The organism is Rhodococcus sp. IEGM 1379 (genome assembly GCF_030056815.1).
Classification (GTDB): domain Bacteria; phylum Actinomycetota; class Actinomycetes; order Mycobacteriales; family Mycobacteriaceae; genus Rhodococcus_F.
In genome coordinates this window covers 108,561-124,580 of the sequence record NZ_JASHKR010000002.1, presented here as the reverse complement: position 1 = coordinate 124,580, position 16,020 = coordinate 108,561, and the positions used below count along the sequence as shown (strand labels likewise).

Here is a 16,020-nt window from a genome sequence, read left to right as displayed (position 1 = left end):
ATTGTTGGGATCCTAAGTCTATGAAATTGTATCCTGATGGTCTCGAGTCTCGCGATGCGGAACTCTGGGACGCTGCCCTCGAAACTCTGGCTCGGACATATCGAACCGGTCGACACGAGGTCGCCGCTGCAATCCGTACCAACTCCGGCGCCATTCACACCGGGGTACACATCGCAGGATCCGCAGGCCGGTCCTCGATCTGCGCCGAAGGCATGGCCCTGGGCGCCGTTCTGATCGGAAGCGATTCGACTGTGCCACTCTCGGACGAGATCGATACCGTAATCGCAGTGCTCTATCGACCGGATGAACACGGTGCGACTGTTCGTACAATCGCACCGTGCGGCGTATGCCGAGAGTTGCTGTTCGACTACGCTCCCAATTCCTGGGGTTATGTATACGACTGGGGCACAACCAGTCTCCAGCCGACCCTGCATACGACGGAGCCCGAGACCGAACGCGGGTTCTCCGGCTCGCCGACAATCGCCGGTGGACACGCTCGGCGCATCCTCATCCGAGATCTCTTGCCGGGAAAGAACCTCAGGGACTGGTAGCCCCACCCACGTCGGCAGCCTGCGCGACAACCGACATGCCATCGGCCCGCGGATCAGAGGCCGCGTGCAGCACCCCATTGCTCAACCGAGCAACCTGCACGTGACCCGCTTCATCCCATCTCGCACCTCGAGCCGAAACCTCGAATCCCTCGGTTTTGGCGGCCTCGGCCAACGACAGCTGCATCGCCGTGTCTTCCGTCACCACAGTTGGTTGGTCGCAACCGATGTCGACGCCGCCGAATACCCATCGGTTGCGTCCCAAAACCTCGGCCAGATCGCCACTTCGGGGATCAGCGACTGCTGCTGCAACCTGCGCCAGGATCCACGGCTGCGCGCGTCCACCTTGGCATCCGAGCGCCAAGACCAGCGGGTCGACCTCGCCTCTGCCGAGTGCGATGACCGGGCTCAAGGTATGTGGTGGGCGCGTTCCCGGGCGCAGCATCGCCGGGTGGCCACTGTCCAAGGAGAATGCCGATCCACGGCTGTGCAAAAGTACACCGGTCACCGGCTCCACGATTCCCGATCCAAAGCTCTGATAGACGCTCTGCACCAGGGTTACCGCTCGCCCGTCGGAATCCACTGCGGTCACGGCAACGGTGTCGCCCTGTGGCTTGGGCATGCCCGGACTCGTAGATGATGCAATCCGGACTCTGCCGTCTGCTGCATCGAAGAACCGAGAGATATCGACATCCACCACAGCCGGATCCGCAAGTATCGCATCTCGAACTCGGGATACTCGAATGCTGCGCGAAAGTAACTGCGAATCGGTAACTTCGGAAGATTCTCCGAGAACTGCCAGTAGCGCTGCGCCTTGACTTGGTGCCGGAGCAACAAACCAATCCACGCCGCCGTTCTGCCACTGCACTGCCTCGGTGATCTGGGCTCGATGTGCCGCGAAATCCGAAGTCCGCAGCGGACTTCCCAGAGTCCTCAACCCGTCGACAAGGCGATCCGCCACTTCGCCCTCGTAGAAATCCCGAGGTGAACGGGCAAGAATACGCAATGTTCGGCCGAGCGCCGCCTGCACCAGCTGGTCGCCGACGCCGAAAACAACACCGCTGTCCTTGAAGAAGAGCTGTCGAGCACCGTCATCAGCGCGCAAGACATCGGCGTTCGCGTTCAATGCCCGGTGCAAACCGGCAGAGACATCTACCCCACGTTCTGCCATCTCGGCCGCTTCACCGAAGGCTGACGAAAGTGGTAATGCTGCACCACAATCAGCAATCGCCTGCCATCCAGCAACAATTCCGGGAACCGTTACGGACAGCGGTCCACGACCAGGCATGCGATCATGCGAGTCTCGCACGGCGTCCACGTCCATGCCGGCTGCGCACGCTCCCGCGGAAAGGATCGCACGTGGTTTCATCCCGGGTTCGCGCACGACGGCAATCAGGTCTCCGCCGAGTGCGCACTGATGCGGGTAGACGACAGTCAGCACGGCCGCCGCTGCCAACGCCGCATCGAATGCGTTTCCGCCCGCGGCTACCGCCCGCTCCGCCGCGGCTGTGGCCGCGTGATGGGGAGCGGCGATCGCTACCTGCAACACGTCACTCATCGCCGGATGAGGACGGTGCGAGCCGGAGCCGCCTCGCTGTCCTGCAACTTCATCGGCAGACATACCAATTCGTAGGGGCCTGGCTCGATCTCGCTGAGGTCAAGACCTTCGAGAATGATGATCCCGTTGGGCAGCAGTGCATGATGCGTATCCCACTCAACGGTGTTCTCCGGCGATTCGAGAGTCAGATAGTCGATGGCGACGATCTTGACACCTCGAGTTCGTAGGAGCTCCGCGCCGTCCGGTGAAAGTCCGACCCATTCCGTGGGCTTCTCCAGGGCTCGCAATGCGGTTGTCGAGTTGACTGTCTTGAGAATGACGCGTTCTGCGTCGCCGAGCCCAGCAGCCTCCAACTCGGCAGCACCGACCTGACCCTCGATGTTCGTGAGATCCAGTACCACTGCCGGACCGACCAGAATATCGAGATCGATCTTGTCCACGGGGAGTTCGCCGTCCTTGAAATGCAGTGGCGCGTCGACGTGTGTGCCGGTGTGCGCACCGATCAACCAGCGAGTGACATTGGACGCGTCGCCGGCAGCGATGGATTCGACGGTAGTGATCTCGGGCTTCTTACCCCAGTGCAGCATGTCGGGATGGATGGGGAGAGTGATGTCGAAGATTTCCACAGTTCCTGCTTCCGAATCGAGCCGAGGGCTCATTGTATGTTGAATTGCACTGCACTGCAGTGCACTACTCTGCGTGACCCATGTGTCGGTCGGCGACAGAAATAGCTAGAAGAGACCGAAGTACTCGCGCTGTTCCCAGTCCGAGACGTAGCCGAGATATCGCGCGAACTCCGCACGCTTGATCGTGGAATACCATTCCACGACTTCAGTTCCCAGCGCAGCACGGAACACCTCGTCCGCCTCCAGTGCATCGATTGCGGCGCCGAGACTCCGGGGCAATCGCTGCGCCCCTGGTTCGTACGGATCATTCGTCGGCGCACCCGGATGTAGACCGCGCACGATTCCGTCGAGCCCACTGATCACCTGAGCCGCCAAGTAGAAGTACGGATTTGCCGCAGGTTCCCCCGACCGATTCTCCAAACGGGTATTCGGATCGCCGCACCGACCGACTACCCGCACCATCGCACCTTTGTTGTCCAGGCCCCACACGATCGCGTCGGGCGCCAGCGAGTACGGCGCATACCGCTTGTACCCGTTGACCGTTGGCGTACTGAATGCTGTTGCAGCAGAAGCATGCTCGAGGAGTCCTGCAAGATAGTGCGATCCGACGCTCGAGAGCACACTATCGCCGTCACCACCAGGGAATACCGGTGTACCGTTGTCGAGGCGTCGCAGAGACTGGTGCAGATGCCACCCCGTCGAAGCCACGGCGGCACCGACCGGTTTCGCCATGAATGTCGCGTGATACCCGTTGCGACGGCATATTTGCCGGATCGCCGACCGAGCAAGAACGACATTGTCCGCCGTCTGCATGGCGTCGGTCGGCGCAAGAGTGATCTCCATCTGACTTGGACCGAATTCCATTTCGATCGAGCGCAGCGGTAAATCCAGTCGGGTCAGTCCGTCGTGCAGGAGTTGCACTACCTCGTCGAGAGTATCCAGAGATTCCTCGTGCAACAATTGCGACCCCGCACTCGTTGCCTCCACTTCGGCCGGCTTGCCCGGCGCACCAGGAACATTGGTCCTTTCCAGCGTCATGGCCCCGTCAGTTGCCTTGAAAACGTGAAACTCGAGTTCAGGCCCGGCGGTGAGTTCAAATCCGTGCGCGGCCAGACGATCCAGTTGACCTCGCAAGATCGACCGTGGACAGAACGGAACCGGTCTCCCGTCGGGAAAACGTAAATCGCACAATATCCACCCGGTGCGTGGGGCCCATGGCAGAACCCTGAAAGTCGACGGATCCGGAACGAGAACGATATCGCCCGCGCCCGAGAACCCGTCGACACCGACTCCCGTCTCGCCGGAAAACACCTCGAAGGCAGAGCGTCCGGACGTGTCCTTGAGCATCAGCGAACTCGGCGCCGTTACACCGGAACGCAGCACACCCGGCACGGCATCACGTGTGATCGTCTTTCCTCGCAGCACTCCGTGCTGATCGACGAACGCAAATCGAACCAGTTCGATTCCCACTTCATCCATCACTCTGCGGATTTGCGCCGCTGCAGCGTATTGCTTATCCGTCCACAGCCCATGTCGGTCGACAAATCCGCCGCGGTCGGCGGCGAGCATCGGACGAGCACCATTACCCCCACCGGCGAGCGGTCGGGTGTCGACACTACGCATGGCGATCTACCGACGAATCCACCAGATCTGCAGCCCACGGTGATTGTGTCCGTCGTTCCTTCTCCCGATCTCGCCAATGCTCTTCCCACCCCTCGGCCGGAGCGATGGTGTCTACAGCGCTCGGACCTCGCAGAGCGGCAGCAGATTCGGAGTCCACCGCCAGCGCGGGCGTCGGTGAGCCTGCTTCGAAAGCTTCGAGAGCACGCAGCAGGAGTCGACGGTTTGCAGTCACGGCTCGATCCGAGATGCCGAGCCTCTCGACCGTTCGATCCTGAATGCTTCCCATGCTCTCGACGGCCCACTGATCGTGCACGTTGATGTCGAGCCCCATCCCCGTATAGGTGAGGTTGCGCTGCTCCTGCGCGTCGAATCCCCAGTTATTGGAGCGGTTCCGAATTGGGCGGTAGTCCGGCAGGGTAACCTCGGCAAGCCGCTGAGCCAGCAAAGTCTCTTGGTCCGTCGGCTCCGCGAAGTCGTAGAAGATCATGAACCATTGGTGTGTGTGGTCGTCAATGGGCACATGCCATTGACAGAACACCTTGCTGTTTCCGAACGGGACGACAAAAGCGTTGGGAAACATCAGATTGGTTACTCGTACGTGCTTGATTTCCTCGGTGAGTGCTCGCACCGCCAACACCCGCAAACCGTGATCAACTTGCTCTACCTCGATGTCCGGACGGTATGAGTCCGCGACGAGTTTGGACAGCTTCTCCCCTGTGCCGTCTACGATCTCACTGAACTGCTGTCCGTATGCTTCACGCGGATCTTCGCCGACAAATCGATGCAAGAAGGACACGTGACTGGGGTCGATACCGCCTTCGAGTCCCTGCAGCCAGTTGCATTCCCAGAGTCCTTTGAACGCGAAAGTGTATTCCTCAGGGGCCGTGAAACAGTCGTAGTCCGGGAATGGCGGTGGATTCCCGGCACCGAGGTACCCGAAGATGATTCCGTTGCGCTCTTCGCACGGATAGCTGGAAATCTTGATCTTCGAGGCGAAGCGACTATGTTCCGGCTCGGCAGGCTGCTCGAGACACTGCCCGTCCGCCCCGTAGAGCCAGCCGTGATAGAGGCAGCGCAGGCCACCGTCTTCGAGCCGACCGAATGACAGATCGACACCGCGATGTGCACAGAACCTACTGAGCAGACTCCAGCCCCCGTCAAGGGTTCGAAACAGGACCAGGTCTTCGCTCATCAGTCGCACTGCCTTCACCGGCCGCTCGGTGGGCATCTCGGATACGAGCGCGACCGGCTGCCAGTACGCACGCATCATCCGGCCAAGGGGAGCATCGGGACCAGTCCTGGTCAGCCGCTCGTTGTCTTCCTTCTTGAGCATGGACAAGCCTCCAATTAAGTATCCGATTGACTCTAAGTTGTATCCAATATTCCACACCTTCTCGGAAGCGCAAACCCGGGCAGCCGAAATCTTCTCCGTCCAATCAGATTCACCAGGTACGCGGGACGCATAATTGGATATAAATAGACAAAGATAGGATCCAATCCTATTCTGTTCAGATGCAGACTGCTGAGGAAGAGACCCGGGTCGGCCTCGCAACAATCGAAATGTGCCCGTGACCGACGTCGTCGTGGTCGGCCTCGGCCCGGCCGGGATTGTCGCGACGTCCGTATTGGCGACAGCCGGTTACTCGGTGACGGCGATCCAGACTGCGACTGCCAACAGCGACCGGTGCCCCGTAGCGTCCCCCTCCTCGACGATTCGCCGCCGCGCGTGGCAGCGGGCCGTTCCTGCTCCGTATCCCCAACAGGGCGCCGATGCGGTCGGCGGTTCGAAGTTGTTGGCCGCGCCGCAGAGTTACCGACTCGATCCGTGGAACCTGCGGGCACGTTCCTCGACTCTCACTCGGTATGGAGCGTCAGCCTTACCCGCGGACGCGGACCTCGCGGACTGGCCGTTCCCGGCTGGCGAGTTGGACGAGTACCACCAGCGAGTGGAGCGAGCAATGAATGTCGGCGTGCGGCCCACCGCCACCTGGACACGCCGAATGGCAACCACGGCAGACAAATTGGGGTGGAATTCGTTCACGGCTCCGGCTGCGGCGTCGACGGACTGCAGTAGCTTGCTCGACCGGGCCCGCGCCGTCGGTCATGTCGACCTACTGGCCGATGCCGCAGTACTGGGTATCGAGACCGACTCGTCCGGGGCGGTGTCTGGTGTTCGGTACGTTCGCGACGGCGAGGTCTGCCAGTTGTCCGCGCCGGCTGTCGTGCTGGCAGCGTCGGTGGTGTCGAATGCACGACTCCTACTCCTTTCCGGGATCACCGCACGGGGTCAAGTGGGGCGATACTTCATGGCACACAATTGTTTCGTCGCGAACGGCTGGTTCCCCGGAACGGATCTGGGCCGCGACGCTGCCGGCCCCGCGACGGCCACGGCGGTTACCTCGTTCGAGGGCGACGAATTCGATCACACCGGCCTCGGCTTCCTCGGCGGCTCGATACTGCAGGCGGCGATGACAGGCCCGCGTACCGACGGTTGGCGCGCCGCAGTGGCTGCGACACTTCCCGACGAACTGTCCGTCCCCGACAGAGCAACGGGTTGGATCCGGGAACAACAGCATTCGATCGGAACGGTATGGGCTCAGCCTGATCAGCTTCCCCGGGCCGAGAATCGGATCGATCTGGACCCCACGTATGTAGACGCACTCGGCCGTCCGGTTCCACGACTCACACTCGACCTAGCGGAGGACGATCACAGCAGGGCAGCGTTCCTGGGTGACCGGATGCAGGAGTGGTTGCGTGCGGCCGGGGCGCACACCACCTGGGTAACACCACTGGTACCCCAACCTTTGGGCACCCACCTGTACGGCGGCACCCGTATGGGACTCGACCCGAACGCTTCGGTGGTAGACGGTTATGGACGCTGTCACGACGTACCGGGACTCGTCGTGGTGGGGTCGTCGACGTTCCCGGGAACTGGCGGCCGCGGACCGGTCCAGACCATCGAAGCGCTCGCATGGCGGTCAGCAGAACGGTTGACGGAGGATCTCCGATGACCCTGCGGAAACTGGGCACTCGGATGTCTGCCATGAGTCCGGGCCCCTCTTGCGTCCTGCAACGTTCTACGGAGGCGTAGTGATAAAGGTAACTCCCGACGGCACTGTCGGCCGACGGTTTTGGCTACTCTTCGCGGCATCAACCCTGTGCTGCCTAGCTTCTGGCGCGGCAACTCCCGCTCTTCCACAGTTCTTCGAACACGAATTGGGTCGCAGCGCAGCAGTGGTCGGAGCCGTTATCGCCGTGGCATCGCTGATCGCGATGATCAGCCACCCTGCGCTCGGCTATATTGCCGACCGACGAGGTCGACGACCACTTGCATTGTGCGGCAGCCTTATCGCAACATTCGGAGTCGTCAGCTTCCTATGGTCGGGCGACATTCTCACCGTCGGCACTGGACGCATCTTCCTCGGACTAGGCTTGGCCGCCTGTAACATCGCACTCACCGCATGGGTTGTGGACTCGACACGTCTCGATCAGCGTGGGCGAGCTGTAGGCATCTTCGGGGTCAGCGTGTGGCTCGGACTGGCCGGCGGCCCACAGATCGGTCAAATACTTTTACACACTTGGGGATTTGATTCGGTCTGGATCGGGGCCGGCGCACTGACAGCGCTGGCATTGATTTGCGTCTGCTGCACCCCACGCACGCCGACACCGACCCGGCCCCCCAAGGGGAGCGCTGGCTGGATCAACACCGCAATCCTTGTTCGCCGTCCCGCTGCAGTAGCCGCGCTAGCGTGGGCTGGCGAAGGGATTCTGCTGACCTTCCTCCTTCTCCATCTGGAAAACCAAGGGCTTGGATCTACCGGGTTTCGAAGCGCTGCCATGATTTTCACCGTCTTTGCCGCCAGCGTTGTCGTGTCGAGACTCGCTCTCGGACGGGTCGTCGACCGAGTTCGCACAGACCTGGTGTGCGCGGCGGGAATGCTCACCGTAGCAATTGGTTTCGCTGTGACGATATTCGCCGATAACTTCGCGGCGGCGGCTGCAGCAGCCGTGATACTCGGATGCGGATTCTCCCCACTCTATCCAGCACTCATCATGCTCGCCACGACAAATCTCGACCGAACACGTCGAGCCGTCGGGCTTGGAATCTTTACTGCGAGTGTCGAAGCGGGGGTTGCGGGAGGGGTCCTGATCGGCGGATTACTAGCTGCACGGTATGGCGTGAGCGCGGCTCTGTGGGCTGCGCTGGGCGCACAACTTATCGGTGCAGTACTGGCTACCGGAACAAATCGACCTCCATCACAAGAATCGTTGCGCAAGCCCGCCGGACCCCGACAGACTGCGCGGGTAATCGCGCAGTGATGCCCACCTCTGAACGCGCCGGCAAAGATCTCAGCTTCACCCGATTCACCAGATTCGCTGCAGCACTCGGCATTTTATCCGCTATCAGTCATGTTGCCAGTCTCAACAACCCCAACTCGGCGTCAGTAGCAATAGCCGTCATGGCTGCAAGTTGCGCTGTGTGCAGTGGGCATCTCTGGCGATCGCCGACCAACGACATGCTGGCAGCATCCGCTGTGATGACTGCCTCGATGCTGTCGATACACCTGCTCCTCGGCGCAAGTCACGGCTCGCACTCACCGTCAACTGTCCACACACCCGTGAATACACCAGGAGGTGCAGCTTCGTCTATGCCGTATCCGATCGCATTCGGATTACTCGAACTGGTAGTGATCACAGGCGTGGCCTTCCGCCGCACCCGTGAGATGCCAGAGGAGATTCGAATCAACGAGCCTCGAATTCAGGATCGAGCGAACCGGCCGCGAGAATCTCGGGTGACACTCGCCGCGCGTACCGCTGCGCAAGAAAAGCACACACAATCAGTTGGATCTGATGAAAGATCATGAGCGGCAAGACGATTAATCCGACTTTTTCGCCGCTGAAAAGCACTGACGCCATCGGAAGTCCCGAAGCCAGACTCTTCTTCGACCCACAGAACAGAACAACGATCCGGTCCTCGATTTCGAAATGCAGAAGTCGGCCTGCCAGCGTCGTGACCGCCAGGACCGCCGCCAGTAGAACAGCACAGACAGCAAAGAGTGCGGCGATTTGCCATGGTTCGATTGCGCCCCAGATATTTTCGTTCATCCCCTCGCTGAACGCAACGTAGACGACCAGGAGGATCGAACCGCGATCGACCAGCTTCGTGGGCTTTGCATGACGAGTGAGCCATTCACCCACCCACGGCCGAATTAGCTGGCCTGCCATGAAGGGTAGGAACAATTGCAGAACGACGACTCCTATCGACGATGCATCGATTGGAGCATCGTCGGTCGTATCCATCAGGAGAATCACAAGCAGGGGTGTCACCAACACGCCCAGAATGTTGGAGAACGACGCACTGACGACCGCACCCGCAACATTTCCGCGTGCCATCGACGTGAAAGCAATCGAAGACTGGACCGTGGAGGGAACCAGACAAAGGAACAGTAGCCCGGTATAGAGGTCGTTCGAGAGCACCGACGGCACCAGGATGCGCATGCCCAGACCGAACAGCGGAAAAATGATGAACGTGACTGCGAGAATCGTCGAGTGCAAGCGCCAATGGCGGACACCTTGCCAGGCCTCTGCAGGTGAGAGCCGTGCACCGTAGATCAGAAACAGCAGGCCGATTGCAATTTTGGTCAACCAGGAAAACACCGATGCAGCGGTGCCCGATGCCGGAAAGAGGCTGGCCAGTGCGACTGTGGCGAGGATGGCAACGATGAAGCCGTCCACGTGGAATCTGCTGAGAATCTTCACTTCAATGAAGCTACAAGCAGCCCAGTCATCACATTTTGCAATTCCGCCTATATTAGTTATCACGATTCGCGATAAGGAGTGAGGATGTTGGATCCGGTTCTTCTGCGTAGCTTCATTGCCGTCGAACGCACTGGCAGCTTCACCACAGCAGCAAAACATCTCGGAATCCGTCAACCGACTGTCAGTGGCCATATAGCGAAGCTGGAGGCACGGGTAGGTCGAGAGCTCCTCATCCGGGACACCCACCGCGTCGAACTCACGACCGACGGTGCCGCCATGCTCGCCTTCGCTCGTGAAATCCTTGATGCACAGTCCAGAGCGATGCAGTATTTCGGCGGTGAAGAACTGTCGGGGCAAGTTCGATTCGGGGTGTCCGAGGACCTCGTCACGGATGAACTACCCAAGATCCTCTTCAAGTTTCGTCGTGACCACCCTGGCGTGAACATGGAACTGACAATCGGATTGAGCGAAGAGATACACAACCAATTACGCTCCGGCAAAATTGATTTGGCTTTCGTCAAGCGAAAGCACGGCGACAAACACGGACAACTCGTCTTCGAAGACCGACTGGTGTGGGCCGGCGCACCGGGCGCCGTTGTCCCGACTGGACAGCCCGTTCCCATCGTGACCTACCATCCGCCTAGCCTGACCCGCGACGCAGCTCTTTCGGCCCTCCGCAACGCCGGCATCGAGTTTCGGATCGCATGCACAACGAAGGGACAATTGGCGTTGAGAGCAGCGACTCTTGCCGGCCTGGGCTTCATTGTGCACAGCGAACAGTTGCTTCCACACGACCTGGCTCAGGTGCAGGGATTGCCATCTCCCGGTTCGATCGAATTTGTCCTCGTCACGACCTCTGGCCGTTCACAGTCAGCACCTGAGCGCGCCCTGACACGTGCCATCGTGGAGAACACACACAGCTTTCAGCGTCGAATTACCCGCCAGTAAGTGTGACTTGGCATCCTTACTAAACTCGAAACGCTGTAGCCGCTCGCTGAACGAGGGAGAACTGTGCCGGATCCAACGCAACGTCCTGTCGGGCCTTACTCGTCAGGCCTGCCCGCCGGTGCCCTCGACGTGCGTATGCCGGACTTGGAGCGCTTCGGCCGCCCTCAGTTGTGGCGATCGGCAATTATTGCTGTGGTCCTGTCGACGTCCATCATCTTGGCTTTGATCGTCTGGCCGTTCCGCAGACGTGGACGCGCCATTGCCGATGCCGCTGCTGACGGACTGGTGGACGGCTTCATCACCCTGGGTCCGACGTTCGTCAAAATCGGGCAACTCGTTGCGTCGTCGTCGGGAATCTTTCCCGCCCCGCTGGCCAATGCGTGTTTGCGTTGTCTTGACGACGTTCCGCCGTTTCCCGCTGACCAGGCACGTGACATCGTCGAATCAGACCTCGGTTACTCGATCGCCGAACTCTTTGCGGAATTCGACGACCAACCACTCGCGGCAGCGTCTGTCGCTCAAGTACATGCGTGTGTGCTGCACGACGGACGCGAAGCCGTCATCAAGATTCAGCGGCCAGACATTTACGCGCGCATGTTGATCGATCTTCGGGCCGCGTACTGGGGTGCGACTATTTTGGAAAAGTTTGTCGAGTTTCTTCGAATTGCCAATGCTACTGCCATTATTCGCGATCTACATACGGCAACGATGACTGAGCTCAACAGTGCCGTCGAAGCTGATCGCCAAACAACCTTCCGAAACAACATCGGAGCATTCGGCGACAACAAGGGCGTTACGACGCCGGAGGTGTACTGGGATTACTGCGGTCCCCGAGTCATCTGCATGGAGCGTATGCGCGGAGTGCCTCTGGATCGATTTGTCGCCGGTCCGGACGGCGTCGACGAAGCCCGCATGCTCATTCGGCGCGGCGTGAAAGTGTGGCTCGAATCCGTCATTGTTCACGGTCCTTTTCACGGCGACGTCCACGCTGGGAACCTATGGGTGCTCGACGATGGCCGCATTGCGATGCTCGATTTCGGCATAGTCGGCGTTCTCCCGGAAACGTGGCGCACAATCCTCTCGGACATGTTCCGTGCAACGTTGATCGACGGTGATTTCGCCCGCGTCGCACGAGGTATTCGCGCCTTGGGATATGCCACGGACTACGAGGTGGACGACGACCAGCTCGGCTTGCAGGTTGTCACCGCGCTGGCACCGATTCTGGGACGTGATCTGGGTGAACTCAAGCTGAGCGAACTCATCATGGCGCTCGTCAACCTGGGCAAGCAGTGGGGTGTTGCGAGTCCTGAGGAGTTGGTCCTTTTCGGCAAGCAACTCGGGTACTTCGAGCGGTACGCGACGGCCCTCGCTCCCGGCTGGGTGATCGGCCAGGACCTCTATCTCTTCAAGAATGTCTTCCCCGAAGACATTGCCGCCAAAGCGCAGCAATTAGGTATCACGATCCCTGATTGATCGCTGTTGCACTCGACCATCCACGACATTCCCGGCGCGGGCGCTAATCTGAAGCAACACTCGCGCAAGGAGCTTCCAGTGCATCCAGCACCCGTCACGATGACAGAGCACGAACCCGCCGGCAAACGAATCGGTACTGGTGCCACAACCCTCGGTACGCTTGTGAGCTCTCTCGACAGTTCCATGATCGAGTTACTCGACAGCCCGGACGGTCTCGAGGTCGAGATTCGCTCGATGACGCTCCTCGAGATCGGCGATATCGAGGATTCGGAAACCACCGGGGCAATTGCCGACGTCTATCTGCCGGTCGGAATTTCCGTTGATGTACTGATCGCCTGGTTGCAGGTATTCGAAAGACACCAACATCGCCCGAAGCTGATGTTGGTCAAGAATGCACGCACAGAAGTTGCACTCCGGGATGCGGCAAGGAAATCAAGAATCGCCCTGGCTGCGGTTCATCCGAAAGCCAGCTCCGGACATATCTATTCACTGATACAGAAGTTGCTCACACAGAGCACGTATCGCTCGCGCTCCGCCGAGAGTTCCGCGTCTACCGGCGATTCCGACCTGTTCGCCCTCTCCGAAACCGTCGCAGAACTGACCGGCGGTTTGGTGACGATCGACGACAACGCCCTCCACATCCTTGCGTATTCCGCAGGCCATGAAGGTGAGGACGACCTGCGACAACGATCGATCCTCGGTCGCGAATGGCCGAGTGCGTATACCCAACGACTGGATGAGCGAGGCACATTCGAACATCTACGACGCTCGGACGCCGTCGTAGATGTACCGGCCGAACCGAAAATCGGTGCCGCACACCGATTAGCAGTAAGTATTCGGCGTCCGGATCAAAGAACCGACACCACTTCGGGTGCACATCAACAACATCTCGGAACGATCTGGGTACAGAGCACAGATAAGCCACTCGCCGACGATTCCGACGAGGTACTGCGGGGCGCGGCGGCAGTAGCGTCACGCATCCTGATCAGAACGCTCGATGCGTCCAGTCGCGAGAGCACACAGGTCCAGCGCTTGTTCGGCGCCATGGGCGGCGGAATCGACGTCACATCCCTAGCTGACTCACTGTCATTGTCCATCGAAGGCCCCGCAGCGCTTGTAGGTTTTTCGACCGGCAAACAGGAACCAGCCGATCTGCAGCGGCTGACGAATTCACTGCGCCTGCACGCCAGCGCTTTTCGACGCGACGCCGTCACCACACATATCGTCGACCGGGTGTATGTGCTCTTCCCACATGCGGAGGAAGACGCACTTGTCGGCGAATGGGCCGCTGATACCATCCAGCACTTGGAAATTCGTTCACGGGTTGTCGCGCGTGCTGCGGTCGCTGTGATGATTCCCCGCTTGTACGGAGTCCCCGAAGCCCGAAGAGAAGTCGACCGCGTACTGGACGTTCCCGGGGACAAGCCTTCTCGGGTAACAACACTGGCGGCGTCTCGCACGGCGGTCCTGCTCGGCGAGATCCTGGATTTGGTGGGCAGCCACGACCGCCTTCGTGATCCGAGGATTGATCGACTACTTTCCTACGACGACAAGAACTCTTCCGACATGCAGTTCACACTCGCGACCTATCTCTCTGCATTCGGGGACGTGAAAAAGGCTGCGGTACTGCTGAATATTCACACCAATACATTGAGATACCGGGTCCGTCGCGCCGAGCAAATCATGGGCATCTCGCTCGACGAATCGGATACTCGACTTCTGACAGAGCTGCAATTGGCACTCCTCGCCCGTGGACCGGCTGAGCCCGAGCGCCTGAGTTCCGATGCCTGAAATCTGATTGTCGCGTATGTTTCCTCAGATGACCCGCACCGCATCTCAGCGCCCGAACCGCCGATCCGTGCTACGCAGTGCCGCAATCGGCCTCGGCGCAGTCGCTGCCGGTTCCACTCTGGGACCACTGTCTTCTCTCGGACCGCTGTCCGCGAAGGCAGGGGCCTCCCCCACCCAACTGACCGGCAAGACCGCGGTGGTGGTCGGCAGTGGCTTCGGCGGCGCCGTCGCGGCATTGCGTCTCGGACAGGCGGGCGTGCAGACCACGGTCCTCGAACGTGGCCGACGGTGGCCGATCCAAGCTGATGGCAACACTTTCTGCACAGTCAACGAGCCCGACGGTCGATCCGCTTGGTTCAGCGACCACCCGCCCATCAACCAGTTGACCCGGCTGCAGACCATCCCCCGGTATCCCGGCCTCATCGATCGGATCACGGGCAACGGCATCGACGCCGTCTACGGGGTCGGAGTTGGCGGCGGCTCCTTGGCCTTCGGGGCATTCACCCCGCAGCCCAGGCGCAAGGATTTCACGCAGGTATTCCCCAGTCAGATCGATTACGACGAACTCGACCGGACCTACTACCCGCGCGCCAAGAAGATGCTCGGCACCTCGCCGCTACCGGACGACCTCCTCGCGGATCCTTCCTACAAGGGCGCACGAGCTTGGCTCGACTACATCAAGGATTTCGGCGGAGAGCCTGTCCTGCACGACTTCTGCGTCGACTGGGACGTTGTTCGCGAGGAGCTTGCCGGCCGCAAGCCCGCTTCCTATTCCGTCGGCGAGGGCCCCTACGGCACCAACTCCGGCGCCAAGAACAGCGTCGACCACAACTATCTTCCATCTGCCGAGGCCACCGGCAACGTGACGATCCTGCCGCTGCACGAGGTCATGGAGATTCGCGAGATCTCCGGGCAGGACGGGTTCGAGGTTTCGGTCAAGCGGATCGACGAAACCGGCGCGGTACTCGAGACAAAAACTCTCGTCGTCGACTACGTATTCATGGCGGCCGGCTCGTTCCATACCTCCGCCTTGCTCGCGACTGCCAAAGCGAAGGGGTCGCTGCCACGGCTGAACGATCAGGTCGGCAAGGGCTTCGGCAACAACGGCGATTTCCTGATCGCGCGCGGCTTGCTGCGCCGGGACTGCGGTGCCAAACAGGGCGGTCCCGGTGTCGCCTTGATGTACGACGACGACAACCCCTACGGCCCGATCTCGATGTCCTGGGAGGCCTCACCGTTCCCGGACATCGCCGGCGGATCGATGATGGCAAACCTGATCCAGGTCATCTCCGACGAGCGCGGCTCGATCGACTACAACCCCGCATTGGGCCGGGCCGAGTTGAACTATCCGCACGGTGAGGCCGACAGCGACGTCGACGCACGCGGTCGCAACTTCGCGGGCCGTTTCCACGAGCGCACCGAGACCCGGTTCGGCTCCTCGGCAACCGGTGTCCCGATCTACACGCGGCTCGCGGACTTCGGCTCCGGTTGCACCTGGCACGGTCTCGGCGGCATGGTGATGGGCGAGGCCGCCAGCTACGAGGGCCAGGTCCACGGCTACAAGAATCTGTTTGTCGTCGACGGATCTCTCCTGCCGGGGTCGTCGGCTCTGGTCAACCCGGCACTGACCATTACCGCTGTCGCGGAGCGGTGCCTCGATCACTTCGTCGAATCCCGCGCCTGAACCCGAACT

General features: G+C 60.5%; 12 protein-coding genes. 7 read left to right on the top strand and 5 right to left on the bottom strand.

Going from position 1 to position 16,020, the window contains the following annotated elements; translation table 11 throughout:
- Positions 1-20 precede the first annotated feature (20 nt).
- Positions 21-551 carry a cytidine/deoxycytidylate deaminase family protein gene (locus QM600_RS01855; protein ID WP_283259775.1) on the top strand — a complete coding sequence of 177 codons (531 nt, stop codon included), beginning with the start codon at positions 21-23 and terminating at the stop codon, positions 549-551.
- On the opposite strand, the gene QM600_RS01850 is transcribed toward QM600_RS01855, so the two are convergent.
- The 4 genes from QM600_RS01850 to QM600_RS01835 all read right to left on the bottom strand — a co-directional run bounded on the left by QM600_RS01850 (position 538) and on the right by QM600_RS01835 (position 5,688).
- Complete coding sequence (locus QM600_RS01850) at positions 538-2,106, bottom strand: gamma-glutamyltransferase (protein ID WP_283259774.1); 1,569 nt, start codon at positions 2,104-2,106, stop codon at positions 538-540. The genes QM600_RS01855 and QM600_RS01850 overlap by 14 nt on opposite strands.
- Positions 2,103-2,765, bottom strand: coding sequence for a cyclase family protein (locus QM600_RS01845; protein WP_283259773.1), 663 nt, complete (start codon positions 2,763-2,765; stop codon positions 2,103-2,105). The genes QM600_RS01850 and QM600_RS01845 overlap by 4 nt, the downstream gene beginning before the upstream one ends.
- A 72-nt stretch (positions 2,766-2,837) precedes the next feature.
- Positions 2,838-4,355 (bottom strand): glutamine synthetase family protein, encoded by a 1,518-nt coding sequence (locus QM600_RS01840; RefSeq protein WP_283259772.1) that lies wholly within the window; start codon positions 4,353-4,355, stop codon positions 2,838-2,840.
- Entirely contained in the window at positions 4,348-5,688 is a 1,341-nt protein-coding gene (locus QM600_RS01835; protein WP_283259771.1) for a Rieske 2Fe-2S domain-containing protein, read from the bottom strand. Before QM600_RS01835 ends, QM600_RS01840 begins: the two co-directional genes overlap by 8 nt.
- Positions 5,689-5,917: 229 nt before the next feature.
- Here QM600_RS01835 and QM600_RS01830 point away from each other — a divergent pair, with 229 nt between their 5' ends.
- Both QM600_RS01830 and QM600_RS01825 read left to right on the top strand, forming a co-directional pair.
- Positions 5,918-7,366, top strand: coding sequence for a GMC oxidoreductase (locus tag QM600_RS01830; RefSeq protein ID WP_283259770.1), 1,449 nt, complete (start codon positions 5,918-5,920; stop codon positions 7,364-7,366).
- A gap of 79 nt (positions 7,367-7,445) precedes the next feature.
- Positions 7,446-8,675: an MFS transporter gene (locus QM600_RS01825; RefSeq protein WP_283259769.1), complete on the top strand. Its 1,230-nt coding sequence runs from the start codon at positions 7,446-7,448 to the stop codon at positions 8,673-8,675.
- A gap of 423 nt (positions 8,676-9,098) precedes the next feature.
- Here QM600_RS01825 and QM600_RS01820 read toward each other — a convergent pair whose 3' ends face one another.
- A complete protein-coding gene (locus QM600_RS01820; protein WP_283259768.1) occupies positions 9,099-10,115 on the bottom strand; it encodes a bile acid:sodium symporter family protein in 1,017 nt (338 codons plus the stop codon).
- Positions 10,116-10,193: 78 nt separating this feature from the next.
- On the opposite strand from QM600_RS01820, the gene QM600_RS01815 reads away from it, so the two are divergent.
- The 4 genes from QM600_RS01815 to QM600_RS01800 all read left to right on the top strand — a co-directional run bounded on the left by QM600_RS01815 (position 10,194) and on the right by QM600_RS01800 (position 16,011).
- The gene (locus QM600_RS01815; protein ID WP_283259767.1) at positions 10,194-11,063 is read left to right on the top strand and encodes a LysR family transcriptional regulator; all 870 of its coding nucleotides are present in this window, start codon (positions 10,194-10,196) and stop codon (positions 11,061-11,063) included.
- Between the two features lie 63 nt (positions 11,064-11,126).
- The gene (locus QM600_RS01810; RefSeq protein ID WP_283259766.1) at positions 11,127-12,536 is read left to right on the top strand and encodes an ABC1 kinase family protein; all 1,410 of its coding nucleotides are present in this window, start codon (positions 11,127-11,129) and stop codon (positions 12,534-12,536) included.
- Between the two features lie 78 nt (positions 12,537-12,614).
- A complete protein-coding gene (locus QM600_RS01805) occupies positions 12,615-14,327 on the top strand; it encodes a PucR family transcriptional regulator (protein ID WP_283259765.1) in 1,713 nt (570 codons plus the stop codon).
- 28 nt (positions 14,328-14,355) lie between these two features.
- Positions 14,356-16,011, top strand: coding sequence for a GMC oxidoreductase (locus QM600_RS01800; protein WP_283259764.1), 1,656 nt, complete (start codon positions 14,356-14,358; stop codon positions 16,009-16,011).
- Positions 16,012-16,020 lie beyond the last annotated feature (9 nt).